Annotated in this window: 22 protein-coding genes; 16 read left to right on the forward strand and 6 right to left on the reverse strand. The window is 53.3% G+C overall.

Annotation, left to right across the window (positions count from 1 at the left end; translation table 11 throughout):
* Nucleotides 1–72: 72 nt before the first annotated feature.
* From IM273_RS20110 to IM273_RS20120, 3 genes are all read right to left on the reverse strand, one after another.
* On the reverse strand, nt 73–459 hold the full coding sequence (locus IM273_RS20110; protein ID WP_014168696.1) for a DUF3461 family protein: 387 nt from the start codon (nt 457–459) through the stop codon (nt 73–75).
* Between the two features lie 213 nt (nt 460–672).
* On the reverse strand, nt 673–2355 hold the full coding sequence (locus tag IM273_RS20115) for a hypothetical protein (protein WP_193055584.1): 1683 nt from the start codon (nt 2353–2355) through the stop codon (nt 673–675).
* 9 nt (nt 2356–2364) lie between these two features.
* Nucleotides 2365–2901 carry a hypothetical protein gene (locus tag IM273_RS20120; RefSeq protein WP_126326328.1) on the reverse strand — a complete coding sequence of 179 codons (537 nt, stop codon included), beginning with the start codon at nt 2899–2901 and terminating at the stop codon, nt 2365–2367.
* A 251-nt stretch (nt 2902–3152) separates the two neighbouring features.
* Here IM273_RS20120 and IM273_RS20125 point away from each other — a divergent pair, with 251 nt between their 5' ends.
* The gene (locus IM273_RS20125; RefSeq protein ID WP_041911197.1) at nt 3153–3785 is read left to right on the forward strand and encodes a DNA-binding protein; all 633 of its coding nucleotides are present in this window, start codon (nt 3153–3155) and stop codon (nt 3783–3785) included.
* Here the strand turns inward: IM273_RS20125 and dapD are convergent.
* From dapD to map, 3 genes are all read right to left on the reverse strand, one after another.
* The gene (gene dapD, locus IM273_RS20130) at nt 3782–4606 is read right to left on the reverse strand and encodes a 2,3,4,5-tetrahydropyridine-2,6-dicarboxylate N-succinyltransferase (protein ID WP_008501915.1); all 825 of its coding nucleotides are present in this window, start codon (nt 4604–4606) and stop codon (nt 3782–3784) included. The genes IM273_RS20125 and dapD overlap by 4 nt on opposite strands.
* Nucleotides 4607–4638: 32 nt before the next feature.
* Complete coding sequence (gene glnD, locus IM273_RS20135; RefSeq protein WP_193051721.1) at nt 4639–7314, reverse strand: bifunctional uridylyltransferase/uridylyl-removing protein GlnD; 2676 nt, start codon at nt 7312–7314, stop codon at nt 4639–4641.
* A gap of 62 nt (nt 7315–7376) precedes the next feature.
* Nucleotides 7377–8171, reverse strand: coding sequence for a type I methionyl aminopeptidase (gene map, locus IM273_RS20140; RefSeq protein ID WP_028015578.1), 795 nt, complete (start codon nt 8169–8171; stop codon nt 7377–7379).
* A gap of 322 nt (nt 8172–8493) precedes the next feature.
* Here map and rpsB point away from each other — a divergent pair, with 322 nt between their 5' ends.
* From rpsB to rnhB, 15 genes are all read left to right on the forward strand, one after another.
* On the forward strand, nt 8494–9219 hold the full coding sequence (gene rpsB / locus IM273_RS20145; protein ID WP_003856207.1) for a 30S ribosomal protein S2: 726 nt from the start codon (nt 8494–8496) through the stop codon (nt 9217–9219).
* 117 nt (nt 9220–9336) lie between these two features.
* Nucleotides 9337–10188 carry a translation elongation factor Ts gene (gene tsf / locus IM273_RS20150; protein ID WP_028015579.1) on the forward strand — a complete coding sequence of 284 codons (852 nt, stop codon included), beginning with the start codon at nt 9337–9339 and terminating at the stop codon, nt 10186–10188.
* A 150-nt stretch (nt 10189–10338) separates the two neighbouring features.
* Nucleotides 10339–11064, forward strand: coding sequence for a UMP kinase (gene pyrH, locus IM273_RS20155; protein ID WP_008501910.1), 726 nt, complete (start codon nt 10339–10341; stop codon nt 11062–11064).
* A gap of 167 nt (nt 11065–11231) precedes the next feature.
* A complete protein-coding gene (gene frr, locus IM273_RS20160) occupies nt 11232–11789 on the forward strand; it encodes a ribosome recycling factor (protein WP_003856180.1) in 558 nt (185 codons plus the stop codon).
* Nucleotides 11790–11884: 95 nt separating this feature from the next.
* Nucleotides 11885–13084, forward strand: a complete 1200-nt coding sequence (gene ispC / locus IM273_RS20165; RefSeq protein ID WP_193051722.1) for a 1-deoxy-D-xylulose-5-phosphate reductoisomerase — start codon at nt 11885–11887, stop codon at nt 13082–13084.
* Nucleotides 13085–13269: 185 nt separating this feature from the next.
* Complete coding sequence (ispU, locus tag IM273_RS20170) at nt 13270–14028, forward strand: (2E,6E)-farnesyl-diphosphate-specific ditrans,polycis-undecaprenyl-diphosphate synthase (protein ID WP_028015581.1); 759 nt, start codon at nt 13270–13272, stop codon at nt 14026–14028.
* Between the two features lie 12 nt (nt 14029–14040).
* Complete coding sequence (cdsA, locus tag IM273_RS20175; protein WP_041911193.1) at nt 14041–14898, forward strand: phosphatidate cytidylyltransferase; 858 nt, start codon at nt 14041–14043, stop codon at nt 14896–14898.
* 11 nt (nt 14899–14909) lie between these two features.
* Entirely contained in the window at nt 14910–16262 is a 1353-nt protein-coding gene (rseP, locus tag IM273_RS20180; RefSeq protein WP_041911192.1) for a sigma E protease regulator RseP, read from the forward strand.
* Nucleotides 16263–16293: 31 nt separating this feature from the next.
* On the forward strand, nt 16294–18711 hold the full coding sequence (gene bamA / locus IM273_RS20185; protein ID WP_028015584.1) for an outer membrane protein assembly factor BamA: 2418 nt from the start codon (nt 16294–16296) through the stop codon (nt 18709–18711).
* A 122-nt stretch (nt 18712–18833) separates the two neighbouring features.
* On the forward strand, nt 18834–19328 hold the full coding sequence (gene skp / locus IM273_RS20190) for a molecular chaperone Skp (RefSeq protein ID WP_014882635.1): 495 nt from the start codon (nt 18834–18836) through the stop codon (nt 19326–19328).
* A gap of 3 nt (nt 19329–19331) precedes the next feature.
* Nucleotides 19332–20357, forward strand: a complete 1026-nt coding sequence (lpxD, locus tag IM273_RS20195; RefSeq protein ID WP_041911190.1) for a UDP-3-O-(3-hydroxymyristoyl)glucosamine N-acyltransferase — start codon at nt 19332–19334, stop codon at nt 20355–20357.
* 102 nt (nt 20358–20459) lie between these two features.
* Nucleotides 20460–20915, forward strand: a complete 456-nt coding sequence (gene fabZ / locus IM273_RS20200; protein WP_010426706.1) for a 3-hydroxyacyl-ACP dehydratase FabZ — start codon at nt 20460–20462, stop codon at nt 20913–20915.
* Between the two features lie 3 nt (nt 20916–20918).
* Nucleotides 20919–21707, forward strand: a complete 789-nt coding sequence (gene lpxA, locus IM273_RS20205; RefSeq protein WP_041911189.1) for an acyl-ACP--UDP-N-acetylglucosamine O-acyltransferase — start codon at nt 20919–20921, stop codon at nt 21705–21707.
* A complete protein-coding gene (gene lpxB, locus IM273_RS20210; RefSeq protein ID WP_049137786.1) occupies nt 21707–22855 on the forward strand; it encodes a lipid-A-disaccharide synthase in 1149 nt (382 codons plus the stop codon). Before lpxA ends, lpxB begins: the two co-directional genes overlap by 1 nt.
* Entirely contained in the window at nt 22852–23448 is a 597-nt protein-coding gene (gene rnhB, locus IM273_RS20215) for a ribonuclease HII (protein ID WP_028015588.1), read from the forward strand. Before lpxB ends, rnhB begins: the two co-directional genes overlap by 4 nt.
* The last annotated feature ends 5 nt before the right edge of the window (nt 23449–23453 follow it).

Genomic DNA, 23453 nt, shown 5'->3' on the forward strand with positions numbered 1-23453 from the left:
CTGGGGATCCCTCAGCCCACGGGGAGAGGGCGCAAACACTAAAAACGGCAATCAGGGATTGCCGTTTTGCTTTTATTTACGCGTTAATTTCTCAAGATCTGCTTCAATCTCGCTGATCTTGTTGGTGACAACGCTTTCAAGGTGACGCAGATCGTCGAGGATCTTACGCTTGAGATCGACTTCGGTGCGATCGCGCTGGCAAATCTGATCGAGTTCATCGATCACATAGCGCAGGTTAGGGCTGATTTCCTGCACCTCTTTGTACCCTTGTCCTACGCCGTCAGCGACGACGGTCTTACGCTGGCGTGGATATTTAAACTTCACGCTCTTGGCGAAAAACTCTCCTTTATCCTTGTGAAAATAGATTTTTAAAATGTCGTTGTTGGCTTCCTGGCGAAGGCTGTAACGATCGATTTCATCAGGATTGGTAATGCCCAGACTTTTCAGATTATCGTACATAGCGGTACCCTTATCTCAACATAACCTTTGAATAATTAATGAAAAAATTCCTTTTTGCCACCCTCATATATAAAAAAAGCGGGGTCGATCCTGATTACATTTCACTGAAATTACCGGGCAGGGAAGGTGCATTGCCCCCACTCGTTTATTGTTGTTTTTAACGACTACGTCAAGTGGAAATCATTTTAATACCAAAACCTGACGATCTGAGCGCTAGCGCAGTAAGGCGATGGAGGCCAGCATTTCGCTTTCCGTGGTGGTAATTTCCTGTTCCAACAGTTCGTCGATCCGCTGTTTTTTGATTGCCTGATTGACGCCGAACAGATCGAGCTTATCCAGCAGGAACATCACCAGCGCCGTAATCACGGCGGTCAGGACCGATGAGAGTAAAATGGGAAGCGGTCCTGGTAGACCAAGGCCGCTGAGCCATGACTCAAGGCCAATAGCCGCAAAGACGGAAAGAGAACCTGCTACAAGCTTAAGAATGGCATCGCCTTTTTGGGCCATACTGCTGTGTTTATCCCTGAGGATCGGTACCGTCTGCATCAGGACCTTAAAGCCTTCTTTTACCATTCGCATGATGTTTTTAAACACGCCAACGAAGCAGTTAACCATCCCTTCCAGCAGCATCGACACGAAATTTTTAATAAAACCGACGGCAACATCTTTTAATAAAACGACAGCGTTTTTGAGAATGTAATCTTTCATGCGACCAAGACGAATCGACAGAGCCTGCGAAAAATCGCTCGCACCTACGCCAGCTTCAATACCGTGCGTTAAACAGCTGCGCAGCTCATAGTAAAGAGGCTTGATAATGAAGAGAATGAGATCGCCCAGCGACTGATGACCTGATGCCTGGGCCGCATCTTTCGCCAGAACTTTTTGGACGTCGCGATCCTTGCGGATATTATCAAATACGGTTTCATTGGTTTTGGTATCCATCGTTTGCTGCGCGATGTCCATTTTCTCGACCATCACCTGCCGCGTTTTGATTTCCTCTTCTGTCAGCGGATGCGCTACATCTTTTTTCCCTTTTTTGACAACTACAAAGCCCTGATCGATCTCCTGCTGGATTTCTTCGCGGGTTTTAGCGAACTTACCGGTTTTCTCGCCACGGTTGTTTTGCATGCTGGTAACAGCATAATTTTCGTCAATATTGAGAATATTTTTGATGTCATCAAGCTTCAGAGCCTTGTTGCTTTTGAGGTTGTTGCATACTTCGGCGCACGAGACGACATGATCGACTTCGGCAGCCTGCTTCTGCTCTCCCTCGCTTTTCGCATGTTTTTTGTACTGGTAGATCGTGCCGTTACCATATTCATCCTCAGCGCGCAGATTACCGGAGAAATGGTTCTCTTTACGGGCCTTCATTTTTGCACCATCGCGCATGTTCAGAGAGTCGTTGTTGCGCGTCATTTCGCCGCCGTTAAACGACGATTGTTCAGAAAAACGGTCAATGTTTTGACGCTCGTTCAAGTGCTCGCTGTAGCTATCCAGCATAAAGGCATTTCTTTCGGGCGCTTCGTAACTGAACGCCCGGCACTCCTGGTACAGGCGGGACGGGGTAACACCTTGTCGGGTGCCGATATTGCAGGCGCGCATTGTGCCGTCGAGCAGGCTGAGAAACACGGGTTCGAGGATATTGTCGATGGCGCTGCCCGTTGAGATTACCTCCAGGCGGGCCATAACGTCGTCGTTGCTGACCGTCAGGTTGGCCCCCATGATCGCTTCGCGGTAAATGCTGCCGGTATCGCACCCCTTTATAAATGCAGCATCGACTTCTCCGGTCAGATGAGCTTCGATGGCGGACGCCGTCGCCACGGATTTTAGCGCAGGGGCATTCCGCACCTGTTGCAGCTTTTTCATTCTGGCGAGATGTGCATTAAGATTTGTCATCCGTCGTCCTCAGGCCGCAACCAGTAAGTTCCAGGAGGCCATAAAATCACTTTCGCTTTGTGTTCTTAGCTCATCCTGACTTGCCATCATGCCAACAATGAGGCTAAACCTCTCCAGACTTTTCGCATCGTTAAGCTGATATTCATTTATAAGTGACCAAACCGTTGGCAGATTGGGCGGTGTTTCGACCATCTCGACGATCTTCTGCTGAACGGCTTGAGGTAACTTTTCACGCGGAACAAGACCAGACACTGCATCATCCAGCAGGGCGATATTTTCCGCCGGGGGCTTGCCATTAGCCTTGATGCAGCATGTCCCCAGCGCATACGCCGCGAGGATAAAGTCATCCCGTTTACTGATATCGCGCATCTTGTCCGCCAGTTCAGTCTGGAGTTTTTTGATCTTTTCGGCGTATTCAGCTTTTGCGATCTGCTGCCCTTCGGCAATCCCTTCGTCTTTGCCGTTATTTTTTCCCAATAAATACGTCCCGGCCAGAGTGACCAGACCTGCGATCCCCGCACCAATTATTTTGCCGTAACTACTCATTGCACGATTCCCGTTTATTGCCCGCAAGGCCAGATTATTATTTGCTGTTCACGAATAATATCGTTAATCCTGTTTTTCAACAAACCTATGTTTTAAAAGAAAAAATTTGCATTAAGTAACGAGGCAAACTTGCTTGTAAAGAGATTCATCATTGTTACTTCAGCTGAGAAAAGGCGAGCGAGACGGGTATTCAAAAGCGGGGAAATGAGGCAAAGTTATCGCACGAAAGCGTAGCCCGCGGGGATAATGACATGTCAGGACGCATTGATTATCAGATCGAAAAATACAGCTTTGGCGCCGCAGATGAGAGCCCAAGGCTCACGCACCAGTGGGCAGAAGTTGCCGCAGAGTGCCGCCAGCTAAAGGCGGGTGCGGAAGAGCGTTTACGTATTGCCTTACTGAACGTGGATTATGTCACCAGCTTCGAACTGCCGTTCCGACTGGTGCTGACCCGCGCCCCTCAGCTTATCGCCGGGCTGCGCGATGAGTTTCAGCTAAGCCAGAAGAACGTCATCTTTAACGGCAAGCGCTTTGGCTGCGTCTACAGCCTGAAAGCCGATCTCAATGCGATCCCTGAGGCTTTTCAGTACCGCATGAGCACCCGCATTCGGCGGATCGATCCCACCGGGCTTACTGCAGAGCCCTTCCGGCAGATCGCCAAAGAGGTAAAAGCGCCGCGTGAGCGACTGAAGCTGGCGCTGGAGTCGGGTCTGGCCGTGACGGCTCTCGACGGGCTTTTCTGGCTGGGGAGCCAGCGTATGGCGGCGGATATCGCAGGGTTGAGAAAAAAGGGAATGGCAATCGCGACTGCGGAAACGGACGTTTTTGATGATTATACCGGGACGCACAGGCGCGTCCCGGTTTATCAACGCGTCGGGGATTAGTCGATGGTGCGCAGCAGTTCGTTGATGCCCACTTTACCGCGGGTTTTCGCATCCACTTTCTTCACGATAACGGCACAGTACAGGCTGTATTTACCATCTTTTGACGGCAGGTTACCGGAAACCACCACGGAGCCCGCCGGAACGCGACCGTAGTGCACTTCGCCGGTTTCACGGTCGTAAATACGGGTGCTCTGGCCGATGTAAACGCCCATGGAGATCACGGAGCCTTCTTCCACGATCACGCCTTCAACCACTTCTGAACGCGCGCCGATGAAGCAGTTGTCTTCGATGATGGTCGGGTTAGCCTGCAGTGGCTCCAGAACGCCACCGATGCCAACGCCGCCGGACAGGTGAACGTTTTTACCGATCTGCGCGCAGGAACCGACGGTTGCCCAGGTATCGACCATGGTGCCTTCGTCAACGTATGCACCGATGTTCACATAGGATGGCATCAGCACGGTGTTGCGTGCGATGAATGCACCCTGACGTACTGCTGCCGGTGGTACTACGCGGAAGCCTTCTTTCTGAAAACGCGCTTCGTCGTAATCCGCGAATTTCATTGGCACTTTATCGAAGTAGCGGCTTTCTGCTCCGTCGATAACCTGGTTATCGTTGATGCGGAAAGAGAGCAGCACGGCCTTCTTCAGCCATTGATGAGTGACCCACTGACCGTCGATTTTTTCTGCCACGCGCAGGGCGCCGGAATCCAGCAGGGAAATAACCTGGTTTACCGCTTCACGGGTCACGGTATCCACATTTGCCGGAGTGATCTCGGCGCGACGCTCAAAAGCGGACTCAATAACGTTCTGTAACTGCTGCATTGTTTACTCTTTCCATTTCACTAAAAAACACGTCACCCTTTATCGTTTGGATTGAGGGCTGCTGTCAACCGTTGTTGCACTTCAAGCTGCAGGTCATTATTAAGGGCACGCCGGTCGGCGGTGGCGATTATAAATAAATCTTCTACTCGCTCCCCAATGGTTGTAATTCGGGCCCCATGGAGCGAAATTCCCAGATCGGCAAAAACCTGGCCGACGCGAGCAAGCAGCCCTGGCTGGTCGAGCGCGATCAGCTCCAGGAACGATTTACGGTCGGTGTGGGTCGGCAGGAAGTTGACCTCGGTATCGACGGTAAAGTGGCGTAACTTAGCCGGCTGACGGCGCGGCTGCGGTGGTTGCCAGCTGCGCTGCGTGATCGCCTGCTCCAGACCAAAACGTATTCCTTCATGCCTGTCCGAGGACAGCGGGCTGCCGTCCGGCTCCAGCACGATAAAAGTATCCATCGCCATGCCGTCGCGGGTGGTAAAAATCTGCGCGTCGTGAACGCTCAGGTTACGCCTGTCCAGCTCGGCGCAGACGGCAGCAAACAGATAAGGCCGGTCCGGGCTCCAGATGAATATCTCCGTTCCGCCGCGCGTGGCCTGCGGGCTCAGCAGGATCATCGGCTGCGACAGATCGTGCTTCAGCAGGTGCCGCGCGTGCCAGGCAAGCTGGTTTGGGCTGTGGCGCACAAAATAGTTGGCACGGCAGCGGGCCCAAATCTGATGCAGCGCCTCTTCATCAATGTTATCCATCCGCAGCAGCGCCAGCGCCTGCAGCTGGTGATGACGCACGCGCTCGCGCATGTCCGGGGTGTTTTGCATCCCGCGTCGCAGCTGTTTTTCGGTGGCGAAGTACAGCTCGCGCAGCAGGCTCTGCTTCCAGCTGTTCCACAGGGTCTCGTTGGTGGCGCAAATATCGGCCACCGTCAGGCAGACCAGATAGCGCAGACGGTTTTCCGTTTGAACTTCTTCGGCGAACTGCTTAATAACCTCAGGGTCCTGAATATCGCGACGCTGGGCGGTGACCGACATCAGCAGGTGATGGCGCACCAGCCAGGCGACCAGCTGCGTTTCGCGCGAATTGAGACCGTGCAGTTCGGCAAATTTCAGCACGTCCTGCGCGCCCAGCACCGAGTGATCGCCGCCGCGGCCCTTGGCGATGTCGTGGAACAGGGCGGCAATCAGGATCAGTTCCGGATGGGTCAGGCGCGGCCACAGCTCCACGCACAGCGGGTGGCGGGAGCGCGTCTCTTCTTTGGCAAAGCTTTCCAGCTTGAGCATCACGCGGATGGTGTGTTCATCCACCGTGTAGGCGTGGAACAGATCGAACTGCATCTGCCCAACGATGTGCGACCACTGCGGCATATAGGCCCACAGCACGCTGTGGCGGTGCATCGGCAGCAGCCCGCGGCTGACGGCACCCGGATGGCGGAGCATGCTCAGGAACAGCGAGCGCGCTTCCGGGATATAACACAAAGGCTGCGTCAGATGGCGGCGCGCGTGGCGCAGATGGCGCAGGGTGGTGGAGTAGATCCCGGTGATGGTGCTGTTGCGCACCATGGTATAGAACATCCGCAGGATCGCTTCCGGCTCGCGGATAAACAGCGTTTCGTCGCGCAGATCGATAAGCGTGCCGCGCAGCTGGAATTCGTCATCAATCGGGCGCGGCTTTTCGTCGGCAGTCAGGGCCAGAATGGCCTCGTCGAACAGCTGCAACAGCATCTGGTTGAGCTCGGTGACCCGGCGGGTGACGCGGAAGAAATCCTTCATCATCTGCTCAACCGGCTCGTTGCCTTCGCCCTGATAGTTCAGCCGCTGCGCTACGCTGAGCTGACGGTCAAACAGCAGGCGGTTATCGTAGCGGGTAACTTCCAGATGCAGGGCAAAACGGATGCGCCACAGCAGGTGCAAACACTCGTTTAGCTCGTTACGCTCGGCCTCGGTCAGGAAGCCAAAGCCGACCATCTCGTCCATCGAGGTGGCGCCAAAGTGTCGACGGGCGACCCACTGTAACGTGTGGATGTCGCGCAGGCCGCCGGGGCTGCTTTTAATATCGGGTTCAAGATTATAGCTGGTGCCGTGGTAGCGCTGGTGGCGCTGGTTTTGCTCCTCGACCTTGGCGGCGAAGAATTTCTCAGATGGCCAGAAGCCGTCGCTGAAAATATGCTTTTGCAGCTCCAGAAACAGCGCGACGTCGCCAATCAGCAGGCGGGTTTCAATCAGGTTGGTGGCGACGGTCAGGTCCGACAGCCCTTCCAGCAGACACTCTTCCAGGGTGCGCACGCTGTGGCCCACTTCAAGCTTGACGTCCCACAGCAGAGTCAGCAGCTCGCCTATTTTCTGCGCCTGTTCGTCCGGCAGCTTTTTGCGGCTCAGGATCAGCAGGTCGATATCGGAAAGCGGATGCAACTCCCCGCGGCCATAGCCCCCCACAGCAACCAGCGCGACGTCGCTCACCTGCCCGAAACCGTAGTCGATCCACAGACGCTGCAGGAGCTGATCGATAAATTCGGTGCGCGCTTCGATGAGCTGCTCGGCAGAGACGCCCGCGTCGAACGCGCTGCCCAGCCAGCGGTGGAAAATATCCATATGGGCTTTTATGTGCGCGCAGGTCAGCTCGTGAGTCGGCCAGACGCCCGGGTTATCGGGCTGGTCGGGGAGGGTGGGAAGTGCTGTGTTAGCATACTGTTCGGGTAATAGATTACTCATCGTGCGCCACCCATAAGAAAAAGCTATCGCCATTAAAAAAGCCGGCATTTGCCGGCTTCTTATCACTCAATGTTCGTCAGTATCGCCGGGATGGTGTCATCCTTGCGCAACGTCATAATTTCGCAGCCGTTGTCCGTTACCACAATAGTATGCTCATACTGGGCAGACAAGCTTCTGTCTTTGGTTTTCACCGTCCAGCCGTCTTTCATGGTGCGAATGCGGTAGTCGCCGGCGTTGACCATCGGTTCGATGGTGAAGGTCATCCCTTTTTGCAGCACCACGCCGCCGTCATCGGCATCATAGTGCAGAACCTGCGGCTCTTCATGGAAGACGCGGCCAATGCCATGACCGCAGTATTCGCGCACCACAGAGAAACCTTCCGCTTCCACGAATTTCTGAATTGCGGCACCGAGAGTGCGCAGGCGGATGCCCGGCTTAACCATTTTCAGCGCCAGGTACAGGCTCTCTTGCGTCACTTTGCACAGACGCTCGCCCAGAATCGTTGGTTTACCAACGATGAACATCTTCGAGGTGTCACCGTGGTACTCGTCTTTAATGACGGTCACGTCGATGTTGACAATGTCGCCATCTTTCAGCAGTTTTTCGTCGTCCGGAATACCGTGGCAAACCACTTCATTAATAGAGATGCAGACGGATTTCGGGAAGCCGTGGTAGCCGAGACAGGCGGAAACCGCGTGTTGCTCGTTAACGATATAGTCATTACAGATGCGATCCAGTTCGCCGGTGCTGACGCCCGGCTTCACGAACGGCTCGATCATTTCCAGCACTTCCGCGGCCAGACGACCGGCGACGCGCATCTTTTCAATTTCTTCAGGTGTCTTAATAGAGATAGCCATGTAATCTGTCCATCGGTGTCGATTTTTTCGACAATACTAGTCTAAGTGTCGTCAATGGTATCAGTCAGGCACGCCCCGTGCCAAATTGAGAATCATTAACAGCACACTCCGCCAACAACTGTTGGTTTCTGGTCGTGTTTTGTGGTATAAAGCGCGCCGGACTTCCGATCCATCTCAGATACACAGGCTGGACGGAAGCGACAAATCTCACTTTGTGTAACAACACACACGTATCGGCACATATTCCGGGGTGCCCTTCGGGGTCGGTAATATGGGATACGTGGAGGCATAACCCCAACTTTCAATATAGAGGTTTTAAAACATGGCAACTGTTTCCATGCGCGACATGCTCAAGGCTGGTGTTCACTTTGGTCACCAGACCCGTTACTGGAACCCGAAAATGAAGCCTTTCATCTTCGGCGCGCGTAACAAAGTTCACATCATCAACCTTGAGAAAACTGTACCAATGTTCAACGAAGCCCTGGCTGAGCTGAACAAGATTTCTTCCCGTAAAGGTAAGATTCTGTTCGTTGGTACTAAGCGCGCTGCAAGCGAAGCTGTGAAAGATGCTGCTAACAGCTGCGACCAGTTCTTCGTGAACCATCGCTGGTTGGGCGGCATGCTGACCAACTGGAAAACTGTTCGTCAGTCCATCAAACGCCTGAAAGATCTGGAAACCCAGTCTCAGGACGGTACTTTCGACAAGCTGACTAAGAAAGAAGCGCTGATGCGCACTCGTGAACTGGACAAGCTGGAAAACAGCCTGGGCGGTATCAAAGATATGGGCGGCCTGCCAGACGCGCTGTTCGTAATCGATGCAGACCACGAGCACATCGCTATCAAAGAAGCTAACAACCTGGGTATCCCGGTATTCGCTATCGTTGATACCAACTCCGATCCGGACGGTGTTGACTTCGTTATCCCGGGTAACGACGACGCAATCCGTGCTGTTAGCCTGTACCTGAGCGCTGTAGCTGCTACCGTTCGTGAAGGCCGTTCCCAGGATCTGGCTTCTCAGGCGGAAGAAAGCTTCGTAGAAGCTGAATAATAAGGTTTTACCCCTTATTAGTACCGTGTATGAATAGGGGCCCATTATCGGCCCCTTTTTTCAATTTACACTGTTTGGCCTCCGGCCGGGCAGTTCACATCTCCCGAGGATTTAAGAATGGCTGAAATTACCGCATCCCTGGTAAAAGAGCTGCGCGAGCGTACTGGCGCAGGCATGATGGATTGCAAAAAAGCGCTGACTGAAGCGAACGGCGACATCGAGCTGGCAATCGAAAACATGCGTAAATCCGGTGCGATCAAAGCAGCTAAGAAAGCAGGCAACGTTGCTGCTGACGGCGTGATCATCACTAAAATCGACGGCACCTACGGCATCATTCTGGAAGTTAACTGCCAGACTGACTTCGTTGCTAAAGATGGCGGTTTCCAGGCATTTGCGAACAAAGTTCTGGACGCAGCTGTTGCTGGCAAAATCACTGACGTTGAAGTTCTGAAAGCACAGTTCGAAGAAGAACGTGTTGCGCTGGTTGCTAAAATCGGTGAGAACATCAACATCCGTCGCGTATCTTCCCTGGAAGGCGAAGTTCTGGGTTCTTACCAGCACGGCGCACGTATCGGTGTTCTGGTTGCGGCTAAAGGCGCTGACGAAGAGCTGGTTAAACAGCTGGCAATGCACATCGCTGCAAGCAAACCAGAATTCGTTAAGCCAGAAGACGTGTCTGCTGAAGTGGTAGAGAAAGAGTACCAGGTTCAGCTGGACATCGCGATGCAGTCTGGTAAGCCAAAAGAAATCGCAGAGAAAATGGTTGAAGGCCGCATGAAGAAATTCACCGGCGAAGTTTCTCTGACTGGCCAGCCTTTCGTTATGGATCCAAGCAAGTCTGTTGCTCAGCTGCTGAAAGAGCACAACGCTGACGTAACTGGCTTCATCCGCTTCGAAGTGGGCGAAGGCATCGAGAAAGTTGAGACTGACTTCGCAGCAGAAGTTGCTGCAATGTCCAAGCAGTCTTAATGATTGAAAAGGAGCCGCCTGAGGGCGGCTTCTTTTTGTCACCCGTCACAGGAAATCAGACAGGCTCCAGTATCGCCGTGCTGATTTGCGGCATATTATGTCGCCAGAATTAACTCCCATCTTAATCGTTGACAGTCTCAGGAAAGAAACATGGCTACCAATGCAAAACCCGTGTACAAACGCATTCTGCTTAAGCTGAGTGGCGAAGCGCTGCAGGGATCGGAAGGCTTCGGTATTGACGCAAGCATCCTTGATCGCATGGCACAGGAAATCAAAGAACTGGTCGAACTGGGTATCCAGGTTGGCGTGGTCATTGGCGGTGGCAACCTTTTCCGTGGTGCTGGTCTGGCGAAAGCGGGAATGAACCGCGTTGTGGGCGACCACATGGGTATGCTGGCAACCGTGATGAATGGCCTGGCAATGCGTGATGCGCTCCATCGCGCCTACGTGAATGCCCGCCTGATGTCCGCGATTCCCCTGAATGGCGTATGCGATAATTACAGCTGGGCAGAGGCCATCAGCCTGCTGCGCAACAACCGCGTGGTGATCCTCTCCGCCGGTACGGGTAACCCGTTCTTTACCACCGATTCCGCTGCCTGCCTGCGCGGTATCGAAATTGAAGCCGACGTGGTGCTGAAAGCGACCAAAGTAGACGGCGTGTTTACTGCCGACCCGGCAAAAGATCCTTCTGCGACCATGTACGATCAGCTGAGCTACAGCGAAGTGCTGGATAAAGAGCTGAAAGTGATGGATCTTGCCGCCTTCACGCTGGCTCGCGACCACAAACTGCCGATCCGTGTCTTCAACATGAACAAGCCTGGCGCACTGCGTCGCGTGGTCATGGGCGAAAAAGAAGGCACTTTGATCACGGAATAATTTCCGTCGACGATAAATACAGGTAAGATTCCGCTTTACTTTGTAGTGGTATCTTACCTGGACGCGCCTTTGGCGTTGTCATGAATTAAACGCGACTATACTTAGCACACCTGTAGCGCTGTGCTGGCGGATAGTCTGCCTGAGACAAGTTTTCAAGGATTCGTAACGTGATTAACGACATCAGAAAAGATGCTGAAGTACGCATGGACAAATGCGTAGAAGCGTTCAAAAACCAAATCAGCAAAATCCGTACTGGCCGTGCTTCCCCAAGCCTGCTGGATGGCATCATCGTAGAATACTACGGTACGCCAACCCCTCTGCGTCAGCTCGCGAGCGTGACGGTTGAAGATACCCGTACGCTGAAAATCAACGTCTTCGATCGCTCTATGAGCCCGGCCGTTGAGAAAGCGATCATGGCTTCTGACCTGGGTCTGAACCCAAGCTCAGCGGGTGCTGACATCCGCGTTCCGCTGCCTCCGCTGACGGAAGAGCGTCGTAAAGATCTCATCAAAGTGGTTCGCGGTGAAGCTGAGCAGGGTCGTGTTTCCGTGCGTAACGTGCGTCGCGATGCGAACGATAAAGTGAAAGCACTGCTGAAAGAAAAAGAGATCAGCGAAGATGACGATCGTCGTTCTCAGGACGACATTCAGAAAATGACCGACGCTGCCATCAAGAAAATTGATGCGGCGCTGGCAGAAAAAGAAGCGGAACTGATGCAGTTCTGATTTCTGTCGTACACTGATAAACGCCGTTCAGAGGGACTTCGGGTCTTGCTGGCGGCGTTTTGCTTTTATCTGGTCTAACTTTTTTCGGGCATCTCATGAAGCATTTAACACTCCTCGGCTCAACCGGTTCCATTGGTTGCAGTACTCTCGACGTCGTCCGCCATAATCCTGAACTTTACACCGTGACAGCGCTAGTGGCCGGTAAGAATGTGCAGCGTATGGTCGAGCAGTGCCTGGAGTTTATGCCCCGCTATGCGGTGATGGATGACGAAGAGAGCGCGCGCCTGCTAAAAGCCCAACTGTGTGAGAAGGGCAGCCGAACCGAGGTGCTGAGTGGCCAGCAGGCGGCCTGTGAGATGGCGGCGCTGGATGAGGTTGACCAGGTTATGGCGGCCATTGTCGGCGCAGCCGGGCTGCTGCCGACACTTGCTGCGATCGATGCCGGTAAAGATGTTTTGCTCGCCAATAAAGAGTCGCTGGTGACCTGCGGACGTCTGTTTATGGACGCGGTAAAACAGCGCGGGGCGCGTCTTTTACCGGTCGACAGCGAGCACAACGCCATTTTTCAGAGTTTACCGCAACCTTTTCAACAGAACCTGGGGTACGCTGACCTGGAGCAGAATGGCGTTGTGTCGATTCTGCTTACCGGGTCTGGTGGCCCGTTCCGTGAAACGCCACTGTCTGAACTGTGCGCAATGACGCCGGATCAGGCGTGCCGTCATCCGAACTGGTCAATGGGGCGTAAAATCTCCGTGGATTCTGCCACCATGATGAACAAAGGTCTGGAATACATTGAAGCGCGCTGGCTGTTTAATGCGTCGGCGAAACAGATGGAAGTACTGATCCACCCGCAGTCGGTGATTCACTCGATGGTGCGCTATCAGGATGGCAGCGTGCTGGCACAGCTCGGCGAGCCGGATATGCGTACGCCTATTGCCCATTCAATGGCATGGCCGAACCGGGTGAAATCCGGCGTGAAGCCGCTTGATTTCTGTAAGCTCAGTTCTCTGACGTTCAGTGAACCAGACTACGATCGTTATCCTTGTCTGAAGCTTGCAATGAACGCCTTTGACCAGGGGCAGGCGGCGACGACGGCACTGAATGCAGCCAATGAAATTACCGTTGACGCATTTCTGAATCAGCAGATCCGTTTTACCGATATCGCGACCTTAAATTTATCGGTACTGGAAATGATGGATTTGCGCGAGCCACAAAGCGTGGAAGAGGTGCTGGCGGTGGATACAGCTGCTCGTGATATTGCGCGTAAACAGGTGACACGTCTCGCAAGCTGGTGATAAAGCAAGCACTAGTGGTCGTGCTATTTGTTAGCGTTGGGCTTCAGTGATATAGTCTGCGCCACCTGATCGCAGGAATTTGACTTTATGTGGTCAGGTAAGCCGTGGTTTGACACGGCTTTTTTATGTACAGGCTTAAGTATTCCTGAGTACCGTTAAATCCTTTCAGGGACAAAAAACGCGTTATGTTGTCTGCGAATCAACCAATAAGCGAAAACTTGCCAGCTCATGGCTGCCGTCATGTAGCAATCATTATGGATGGCAACGGGCGCTGGGCGAAAAGACAAGGGAAAATACGAGCCTTTGGGCATAAAGCGGGAGCGAAATCTGTTCGCCGCGCCGTCTCTTTTGCCGCCAATAACGGCATTGATGCGTTAACGCTCTATGCTTTTAGCAGTGAAAACTGGAATCGACCTCCGCAGGAAGTGACTGCGTTGATGGAATTGTTCGTGTGGGCGCTAGACAGCGAAGTAAAAAGCCTGCACCGCCACAACGTTCGCCTGCGCATCATTGGCGATACCAGTCGTTTTAACTCACGTTTGCAGGAGCGGATTCGTAAAGCAGAAGCGCTGACGGAAAATAATACCGGTCTGACGCTCAACGTTGCGGCGAATTACGGTGGACGCTGGGATATTATCCAGGGCGTTCGGCATCTGGCCGAACAGGTTCAGGAAGGGCTGTTGAGACCCGACCAGATTGATGAAGAGGCGCTGAGCAAGCAAATCTGCATGAATGAACTGGCACCTGTGGATTTGGTAATTAGGACAGGGGGGGAACATCGCATAAGTAACTTTCTGATATGGCAAATTGCCTATGCTGAACTTTACTTTACAGATGTTCTCTGGCCCGATTTTGATGAACAAGACTTTGAAGGTGCGCTGCATGCCTTTGCCAATCGAGAGCGTCGTTTCGGCGGCACCGAGCCAGGTGGCGACAAAGCCTGATGGGGGTAGCTTTTGCTGAAGTATCGCCTGATTTCCGCTTTTGTTTTAATACCCATTGTCATTGCGGCGCTGTTTTTACTGCCCCCGGTGGGATTCGCCATTGTCACGCTGGTAGTGTGCATGCTTGCCGCGTGGGAATGGGGACAGTTTAGCGGCTTTACCTCGCGCAGCCAGCGAGTATGGCTTGCGGTACTCTGTGGCTTTATCCTGGCCATAATGCTGTTTACGTTGCCTGAGTATCACCATGATATTCATCAACCGCTGGTTGCCGGCTCCTTGTGGATGTCGTTGGCCTGGTGGGTTGTTGCGCTGTTACTGGTGCTTTTTTATCCAGGTTCGGCCGCAATCTGGCGTCATTCAAAAGTGCTGCGACTGATTTTTGGTTTGCTCACCATTGTTCCGTTTTTCTGGGGCATGGTCGCGCTGCGCGCCTGGCACTATGACGAAAATCACTACAGCGGTGCGATCTGGCTGCTTTATGTGATGATTCTCGTCTGGGGGGCTGACTCCGGGGCCTATATGTTTGGTAAACTGTTTGGCAAACATAAGCTGGCACCAAAAGTTTCGCCGGGAAAAACCTGGCAAGGCTTCATCGGCGGCTTGTTTACGGCAGCGATCATCTCCTGGGGCTATGGCGTCTGGGCAGATCTGGCCGTGGCACCGTCAATACTGCTGGTGTGCTCGATTTTTGCTGCACTTGCCTCAGTGCTCGGTGATTTAACCGAAAGTATGTTTAAGCGTGAAGCAGGGATTAAGGACAGCGGACATCTTATTCCAGGGCATGGCGGTATACTGGATCGCATTGACAGCCTGACAGCGGCTGTTCCAGTATTTGCTTGCCTGCTTTTACTGGTATTCGGGACGATTTAACGGAAGGTTTTATGCTGAGCATTCTCTGGAATCTGGCGGCGTTCATTGTTGCACTGGGTGTACTGATTACCGTGCATGAATTTGGCCATTTCTGGGTTGCTCGCCGTTGTGGTGTGCGGGTAGAGCGATTCTCCATTGGTTTTGGCAAATCACTCTGGACGCGCACCGACCGTCACGGCACGGAATTTGTCATCGCCCTTATCCCGCTTGGCGGCTACGTCAAAATGCTCGACGAACGTGTTGAGCCTGTCGCTCCCGAACTGCGACACAGTGCGTTTAACAACAAAACCGTTGGACAACGCGCCGCCATCATCGCTGCCGGACCGGTAGCCAACTTCATCTTTGCGATTTTCGCTTACTGGCTGGTGTTTATCATTGGCGTCCCTGGCGTGCGTCCGGTAGTGGGGGATATTGCCCCTGACTCCATCGCGGCGAGTGCGCAAATTACCTCCGGGATGGAACTTAAAGCGATTGATGGCATCGAAACCCCTGATTGGGATGCCGTGCGACTGCAGCTGGTAGCCAAAATTGGCGATCCGCAGACAACTATCAGCGTATCGCCGTTTGGGTCAGACGCGCGTCAGGACAAAGTACTGGATTTACGCCACTGGCGTTTCGAGCCAGACAAAGAGGATCCCGTCGCTGCGCTGGGCATTCGTCCCCGCGGCGCGCAGATTGAGCCGGTATTAGCCGAAGTACAGGCAAATTCGGCGGCGAGCAAAGCGGGTTTGCAAGCTGGCGACAGGATCGTTAAAGTCGATGGTCAACCATTAACAGAGTGGATGACCTTTGTTACTCTGGTGCGCGATAATCCGGGGACGTCCCTCGCGCTGGAAGTTGAAAGGCAAGGCAGTCCGCTTTCGCTGACGCTGATCCCGGATACGAAGTCGGTCGGCAAAAAGGCAGAAGGGTTTGCAGGCGTTGTGCCAAAAGTGATCCCGCTGCCAGATGAGTACAAGACAATACGCCAGTATGGGCCGTTTAGCGCCATTCTTGAAGCCACGGATAAAACATGGCAACTGATGAAGCTGACGGTCAACATGTTGGGGAAATTGATAACCGGTGATGTGAAACTGAACAACCTCAGTGGGCCAATCTCGATTGCTCAGGGGGCTGGGATGTCAGCGGAGTTCGGGGTGATTTACTATCTCATGTTCCTCGCGCTTATTAGCGTGAACCTTGGGATTATCAACCTGTTCCCGCTTCCCGTTTTAGACGGGGGTCATCTGCTGTTTTTAGCGATTGAAAAGCTAAAAGGCGGGCCGGTATCCGAGCGAGTTCAAGACTTTAGTTATCGCATTGGCTCGATTTTGCTGGTGCTGTTAATGGGGCTTGCACTTTTCAATGATTTCTCTCGGTTGTAAGAGAGTTAGTTAGGAAGAACGCATAATAACGATGGCGATGAAAAAGTTGCTCATAGCGTCGCTGCTGTTTAGCAGCGCCACCGTATACGGTGCTGACGGGTTCGTAGTGAAAGATATTCATTTCGAAGGCCTTCAGCGTGTCGCCGTTGGTGCGGCCCTCCTCAGTATGCCTGTGCGCCCCGGCGATACGGTTAATGATGAAGATATCAGTAACACCATCCGTGCTCTGTTTGCCACCGGCAACTTCGAGGACGTCCGTGTCCTGCGCGATGGTGATACGCTGCTGGTACAGGTAAAAGAACGTCCAACGATCGCCAGTATCACTTTCTCCGGCAACAAGTCGGTGAAAGATGACATGCTCAAGCAAAACCTTGAAGCATCGGGTGTTCGTGTGGGTGAATCTCTGGACCGCACAACCCTTTCAGACATTGAAAAAGGTCTGGAAGACTTCTACTACAGCGTCGGTAAATACAGCGCCAGCGTGAAAGCGGTTGTCACTCCGCTCCCGCGTAACCGTGTTGACCTGAAGCTGGTCTTCCAGGAAGGTGTTTCTGCGAAGATCCAGCAGATCAACATCGTGGGTAACCACGCGTTCAGCACCGACGAACTGATCTCGACCTTCCAGCTGCGCGATGAAGTGCCGTGGTGGAACGTGGTTGGCGATCGTAAATACCAGAAACAGAAGCTGGCGGGCGACCTTGAAACCCTGCGCAGCTACTATCTGGATCGCGGTTATGCTCGCTTCAATATCGACTCGACTCAGGTCAGTCTGACTCCGGACAAGAAAGGTATCTACATTACGGTTAACATCACTGAAGGCGATCAGTACAAGCTTTCTGGTGTTGAAGTGAGTGGTAACCTGGCGGGGCATTCTGCTGAGATCGAATCGCTGACCAAAATTCAGCCGGGCGATCTGTACAGCGGATCCAAAGTCACCAAAATGGAAGACAGCATTAAGAAGCTGCTCGGCCGCTATGGTTATGCCTATCCGCGCGTACAAACTCAGCCGGAAATCAACGATGCGGATAAAACCGTTAAGCTGCACGTTAACGTTGATGCGGGTAACCGTTTCTACGTGCGTAAGATCCGCTTCGTCGGTAATGACACCTCTAAAGACTCCGTTCTGCGTCGTGAAATGCGTCAGATGGAAGGGGCGTGGCTGGGCAGCGACCTGGTCGACCAGGGTAAAGAGCGTCTGAACCGTCTGGGCTATTTTGAAACCGTAGACACTGAAACTCAGCGTGTACCGGGCAGCCCGGATCAGGTTGATGTCGTTTATAAAGTGAAAGAGCGTAACACCGGTAGCTTTAACTTCGGCGTGGGCTACGGCACGGAAAGCGGCGTGAGTTTCCAGGTAGGCGTCCAGCAGGATAACTGGCTGGGTACGGGTTACTCTGTTGGTATTAACGGTACCAAAAACGACTACCAGACCTACTCTGAGTTCTCCGTTACCAACCCATACTTCACCGTTGACGGTGTGAGCTTGGGCGGTCGTATCTTCTATAACGACTTTAAAGCGGATGATGCAGATCTGTCTTCCTACACCAACAAAAGTTACGGTGTGGACGGAACGCTTGGCTTCCCGGTTAACGAATACAACACCCTGCGAGCGGGCTTAGGTTACGTGCATAACGACCTGTCCAACATGCAGCCGCAGGTGGCGATGTGGCGTTATCTGGATTCCATCGGCCAGTCGGCGAGTACCTCCAGCGATGACAACGGTTTTGCTGCAGATGACTTCACCTTCAACTATGGCTGGACCTACAACCGTCTTGACCGCGGTTTCTTCCCAACGGAAGGCTCTCGCGTTAACCTGAACGGTAAGGTGACCATTCCTGGTTCCGATAACGAGTTCTACAAGGTGACGCTGGATACCGCGTCCTACTTCCCGATTGATGACGATCACAAGTGGGTGGTGCTGGGTCGTACCCGTTGGGGCTATGGTGACGGTATCGGCAGTAAAGAGTTGCCGTTCTATGAGAACTTCTACGCGGGTGGTTCAAGCACCGTGCGTGGCTTCCAGTCTAACAACATTGGTCCGAAAGCGGTTTATTACGGCGGTAATGATGAAGATAACTGCGCAAGCCGTGATCCAAAACAAGTATGTAGCTCTGATGATGCTGTAGGCGGTAACGCCATGGCCGTGGCCAGCCTGGAGTTCATCACCCCAACGCCATTTATCAGTGATAAATACGCGAACTCCGTACGTACGTCCTTCTTCTGGGATGCGGGTACGGTGTGGGATACCAACTGGGAGAATACTGCCCAGATGCGCGCGGCTGGCGTTCCAGACTATAGCGATCCGGGCAATATTCGCATGTCTGCCGGTATCGCATTACAATGGATGTCACCGCTGGGGCCGTTGGTCTTCTCCTACGCCCAGCCGTTTAAGAAATACGATGGAGACAAAGCGGAGCAATTCCAGTTTAACATTGGTAAAACCTGGTAATAATCCGCTGCAATGGAATGCGTTGGCAGTGTAGCGCTGACAACCGGCGATCGGTAAAACGGTCGCCTTGCCACGCAAAGAACGGTACCTTCTGGTGCCAATGGGATGGTAAGGAGTTAATTGTGAAAAAGTGGTTATTAGCTGCAGGTCTCGGTTTAGCGATGGCAACTTCTGCTCAGGCAGCAGACAAAATCGCAATCGTCAACATGGGTAATTTGTTCCAGCAGGTCGCTCAGAAAACAGGTGTTTCTGCGACTCTGGAAAACGAATTCAAAGGCCGTGCGAGCGAACTGCAGCGTATGGAAGGCGATCTTCAGTCCAAAATGCAGCGTCTGCAGCGTGATGGTTCTACCATGAAAGCAAGCGATCGCAGCAAACTGGAAAAAGACGTTATGGCTCAGCGCCAGACCTTCTCCCAGAAAGCGCAGGCTTTCGAGCAGGATCGTCAGCGTCGTTCTAACGAAGAGCGTGGCAAGCTGGTGACTCGCATTCAGACTGCTGTTAAAGCAGTTGCTGCCGATCAGAGCATCGATCTGGTTGTTGATGCGAACGCCGTTGCTTTCAACAGCAGCGATGTTAAAGACATCACCGCTGATGTTCTGAAACAGGTTAAATAAGTAATGCCTTCAATTCGACTGGCTGATTTAGCTCAGCAGTTGGATGCAGAATTACACGGTGATGGCGATATCGTCATCACCGCTGTTGCGTCCATGCAATCTGCTAAAGCTGGCACGATTACCTTCATGGTAAGCCCTAAGTACCGTGAACAACTGGCTCAATGCCAGGCGTCAGCTGTTGTTCTGACGCAGGACGATCTTCCTTTTGCCACTGGAAGCGCGCTGGTAGTGAAAAATCCCTACCTGACGTATGCACGCATGGCTCAAATTCTTGATACCACGCCGCAGCCGGCGCAGAACATTGCTGCCAGTGCAGCGATTGATCCGACGGCTAAGCTGGGTAACAACGTGGCCGTTGGCGCGAATGCGGTTATTGAATCTGGCGTTGAGCTGGGCGATAACGTCGTCATTGGCCCTGGATGCTTCGTTGGGAAAAATACGAAAATCGGCGCTGGCACCCGTTTATGGGCCAATGTGTCCGTTTATCATGAAGTTGAAATCGGCGAAAATTGCCTCGTCCAGTCCAGTACCGTGATTGGTTCTGATGGCTTTGGTTACGCGAACGATCGCGGTAACTGGGTTAAGATCCCGCAGCTTGGTCGCGTTATTATTGGCGATCGCGTGGAGATCGGGGCCTGTACCACGATCGATCGTGGTGCACTCGACGACACTATCATTGGCAATGGTGTTATCATCGATAACCAGTGCCAGATTGCGCATAACGTTGTGATTGGCGACAATACCGCGGTTGCGGGGGGCGTCATCATGGCGGGCAGCCTGAAAATTGGTCGTTACTGCATGATTGGCGGCGCGAGCGTGATTAATGGCCATATGGAAATATGCGACAAGGTGACGGTGACGGGCATGGGCATGGTAATGCGTCCTATCACTGAACCTGGCGTCTATTCCTCCGGTATTCCGCTGCAACCCAACAAGGTATGGCGTAAAACAGCAGCTCTGGTGATGAACATTGATGATATGAGCAAGCGACTCAAGTCTCTTGAGCGTAAGATCGATCAACAAGACTAAACGTCACCCGTTTAACGCTATCTTTCCCGGCCTGTCGGCTTTCTAATAAACCGGCAGGCCGTGTTATTATTGTTATCAGTACATTTTGACAGGAAGAGTATTTTGACTACTGACACTCATACTCTGCATATTGAAGAGATTTTAGAACTTCTGCCGCACCGCTACCCGTTTTTGCTGGTAGACCGTGTGCTGGATTTTGAAGAAGGTCGTTTTCTGCGCGCAGTGAAAAATGTTTCCGTGAACGAGCCGTTCTTCCAGGGACACTTCCCGGGTAAGCCTATCTTCCCGGGTGTGTTGATTCTGGAAGCGATGGCTCAGGCTACCGGTATTCTGGCGTTTAAAAGCGTCGGTAAGCTGGAGCCGGGTGAACTGTATTACTTCGCAGGTATTGATGAAGCACGCTTCAAGCGTCCTGTCGTGCCTGGTGATCAGATGATCATGGAAGTCACTTTTGAAAAAACGCGTCGTGGCCTGACTCGCTTCAAAGGCGTAGCGCTGGTTGACGGCAAAGTTGTTTGCGAAGCGACGATGATGTGTGCTCGTAGCCGGGAGTCCTGATACGTGATTGATAAATCCGCCTTTATTCATCCTACCGCTATTGTGGAAACCGGTGCCATCATTGGCGCAAACGTCCACATTGGCCCGTTCTGTATTGTTGGACCCCATGTCGAAATTGGTGAGGGTACAGTACTGAAATCTCACGTTGTCGTGAATGGTCACACGACCATTGGCTGCAATAACGAGATCTATCAGTTCGCTTCCATCGGCGAAGTTAACCAGGATCTGAAATATGCTGGTGAGTCGACCCGTCTGGAAATTGGCGATCGTAACCGTATTCGCGAAAGCGTCACCATTCATCGTGGAACAGTGCAGGGTGGTGGGTTGACGAAGGTGGGCAGCGACAACCTGTTCATGGTGAATGCGCACATTGCGCACGACTGTGCCGTGGGCGATCGCTGTATTCTTGCCAACAACGCAACGCTGGCAGGACACGTATCGGTTGATGACTTCGCAATTATTGGCGGCATGACCGCAGTCCATCAGTTCTGCATCATTGGTGCACACGTGATGGTCGGCGGATGCTCCGGTGTGGCGCAGGACGTCCCGCCGTATGTGATTGCGCAGGGCAACCATGCCACGCCGTTTGGCGTGAACATCGAAGGCCTCAAGCGTCGTGGCTTTAGCCGCGAAGCGATTACTGCTATCCGCAACGCGTACAAACTGCTGTACCGTAGCGGTAAAACGCTGGAAGAGGCGAAGCCGGAAATTGCCGAGCTGGCGAATAAGCATCCTGAAGTGAACGCGTTCATGGAGTTCTTTGACCGTTCCACGAGGGGTCTGATTCGTTAATGGTCGACAGTCGTCCGCTTACGATAGCCCTGGTCGCCGGAGAAACCTCCGGCGATATTCTTGGTGCAGGTCTCATCCGGGCGCTTAAGGCGCGCGTACCCAATGCTCGCTTTGTTGGCGTGGCTGGCCCGCTGATGCAGGCCGAAGGCTGTGAAGCCTGGTATGAAATGGAAGAGCTGGCCGTGATGGGCATCGTCGAGGTGCTGGGGCGCCTGCGACGCCTGCTGCATATTCGTGCCGATCTCACCCGCCGCTTTACCGAACTCAAACCCGATGTGTTTGTCGGTATCGATGCACCTGATTTCAACATTACCCTCGAAGGTAATCTGAAAAAGCAGGGCATCAAAACCATTCACTATGTCAGTCCGTCCGTCTGGGCGTGGCGACAGAAACGCGTTTTCAAAATCGGACGGTCCACCAATCTGGTGCTGGCTTTCCTGCCTTTCGAAAAAGCGTTTTACGACAGATTTAATGTTCCGTGCCGTTTTATCGGTCATACCATGGCGGATGCGATGCCGCTGGATCCGGATAAAAACGCGGCGCGCGACGCGCTGGGTATCCCGCATGATGTGCACTGTCTGGCGCTGCTGCCGGGCAGCCGTGGCGCAGAGGTCGAGATGCTGAGCGCTGATTTCCTGAAGACCGCGCAGATTCTTCGCCAGACCTGGCCCGATCTTGAAGTGGTTGTGCCGCTGGTGAATGCCAAACGCCGCGAGCAGTTCGAGCGTATCAAAGCCGACGTTGCCCCGGATCTTCACGTTCGTCTTCTCGACGGGAAAGGGCGGGAAGCCATGTATGCAAGCGATGCCGCACTGCTGGCTTCCGGCACGGCAGCGCTGGAGTGTATGCTGGCGAAGTGCCCGATGGTGGTCGGTTATCGCATGAAGCCGTTTACCTTCTGGCTGGCAAAACGTCTGGTGAAAACGGATTATGTCTCCCTGCCAAACCTGCTTGCCGGGCGCGAGCTGGTGAAAGAGCTGTTGCAGGATGAATGCCAGCCGCAGGCGCTTGCGGATGCCCTGCTGCCGCTGCTGGCCAACGGCAAGACCAGCCACCAGATGCACGATACTTTCCGTGAACTGCATCAGCAGATCCGCTGTAATGCTGATGAGCAGGCGGCTGATGCAGTGCTGGAGTTAGCAAAATGATGGAATTTACTTATCCCCACACGCACCTCGTTGCCGGAGTGGATGAAGTCGGGCGCGGCCCGTTGGTCGGTGCCGTGGTGACCGCGGCGGTGATCCTCGATCCAACGCGCCCGATTATGGGTCTGAACGACTCAAAAAAACTCAGTGAGAAGCGCCGCCTGGCGCTGTTCGATGAAATTAAAGAGAAGGCGCTGGCGTGGAGCGTAGGGCGCGCAGAGCCGAATGAAATCGACGATCTGAATATCCTGCACGCCACGATGCTGGCAATGCAGCGAGCCGTTGCTGGCCTGAAGGTTGTGCCTGAATATGTGCTGATCGACGGTAACCGTTGCCCGGCGCTGCCGATGCCTTCGATGGCCGTCGTTAAAGGCGACAGCCGCGTCGCAGAGATCAGTGCAGCTTCTATTATTGCCAAAGTGACGCGCGACGCCGAAATGGCCGCGCTGGACCTCACTTATCCCGCGTATGGTTTCGCCCAGCATAAGGGATATCCAACGGCTTTCCATCTGGAAAAGCTGGCTGAACATGGCGCAACTGAACATCATCGGCGCAGCTTTGGCCCGGTGAAGCGCGCGCTGGGACTGGTGTCCTGAATCAA

The organism is Enterobacter cloacae complex sp. P13B, from assembly GCF_014895915.1.
Classification (GTDB): domain Bacteria; phylum Pseudomonadota; class Gammaproteobacteria; order Enterobacterales; family Enterobacteriaceae; genus Enterobacter; species Enterobacter bugandensis.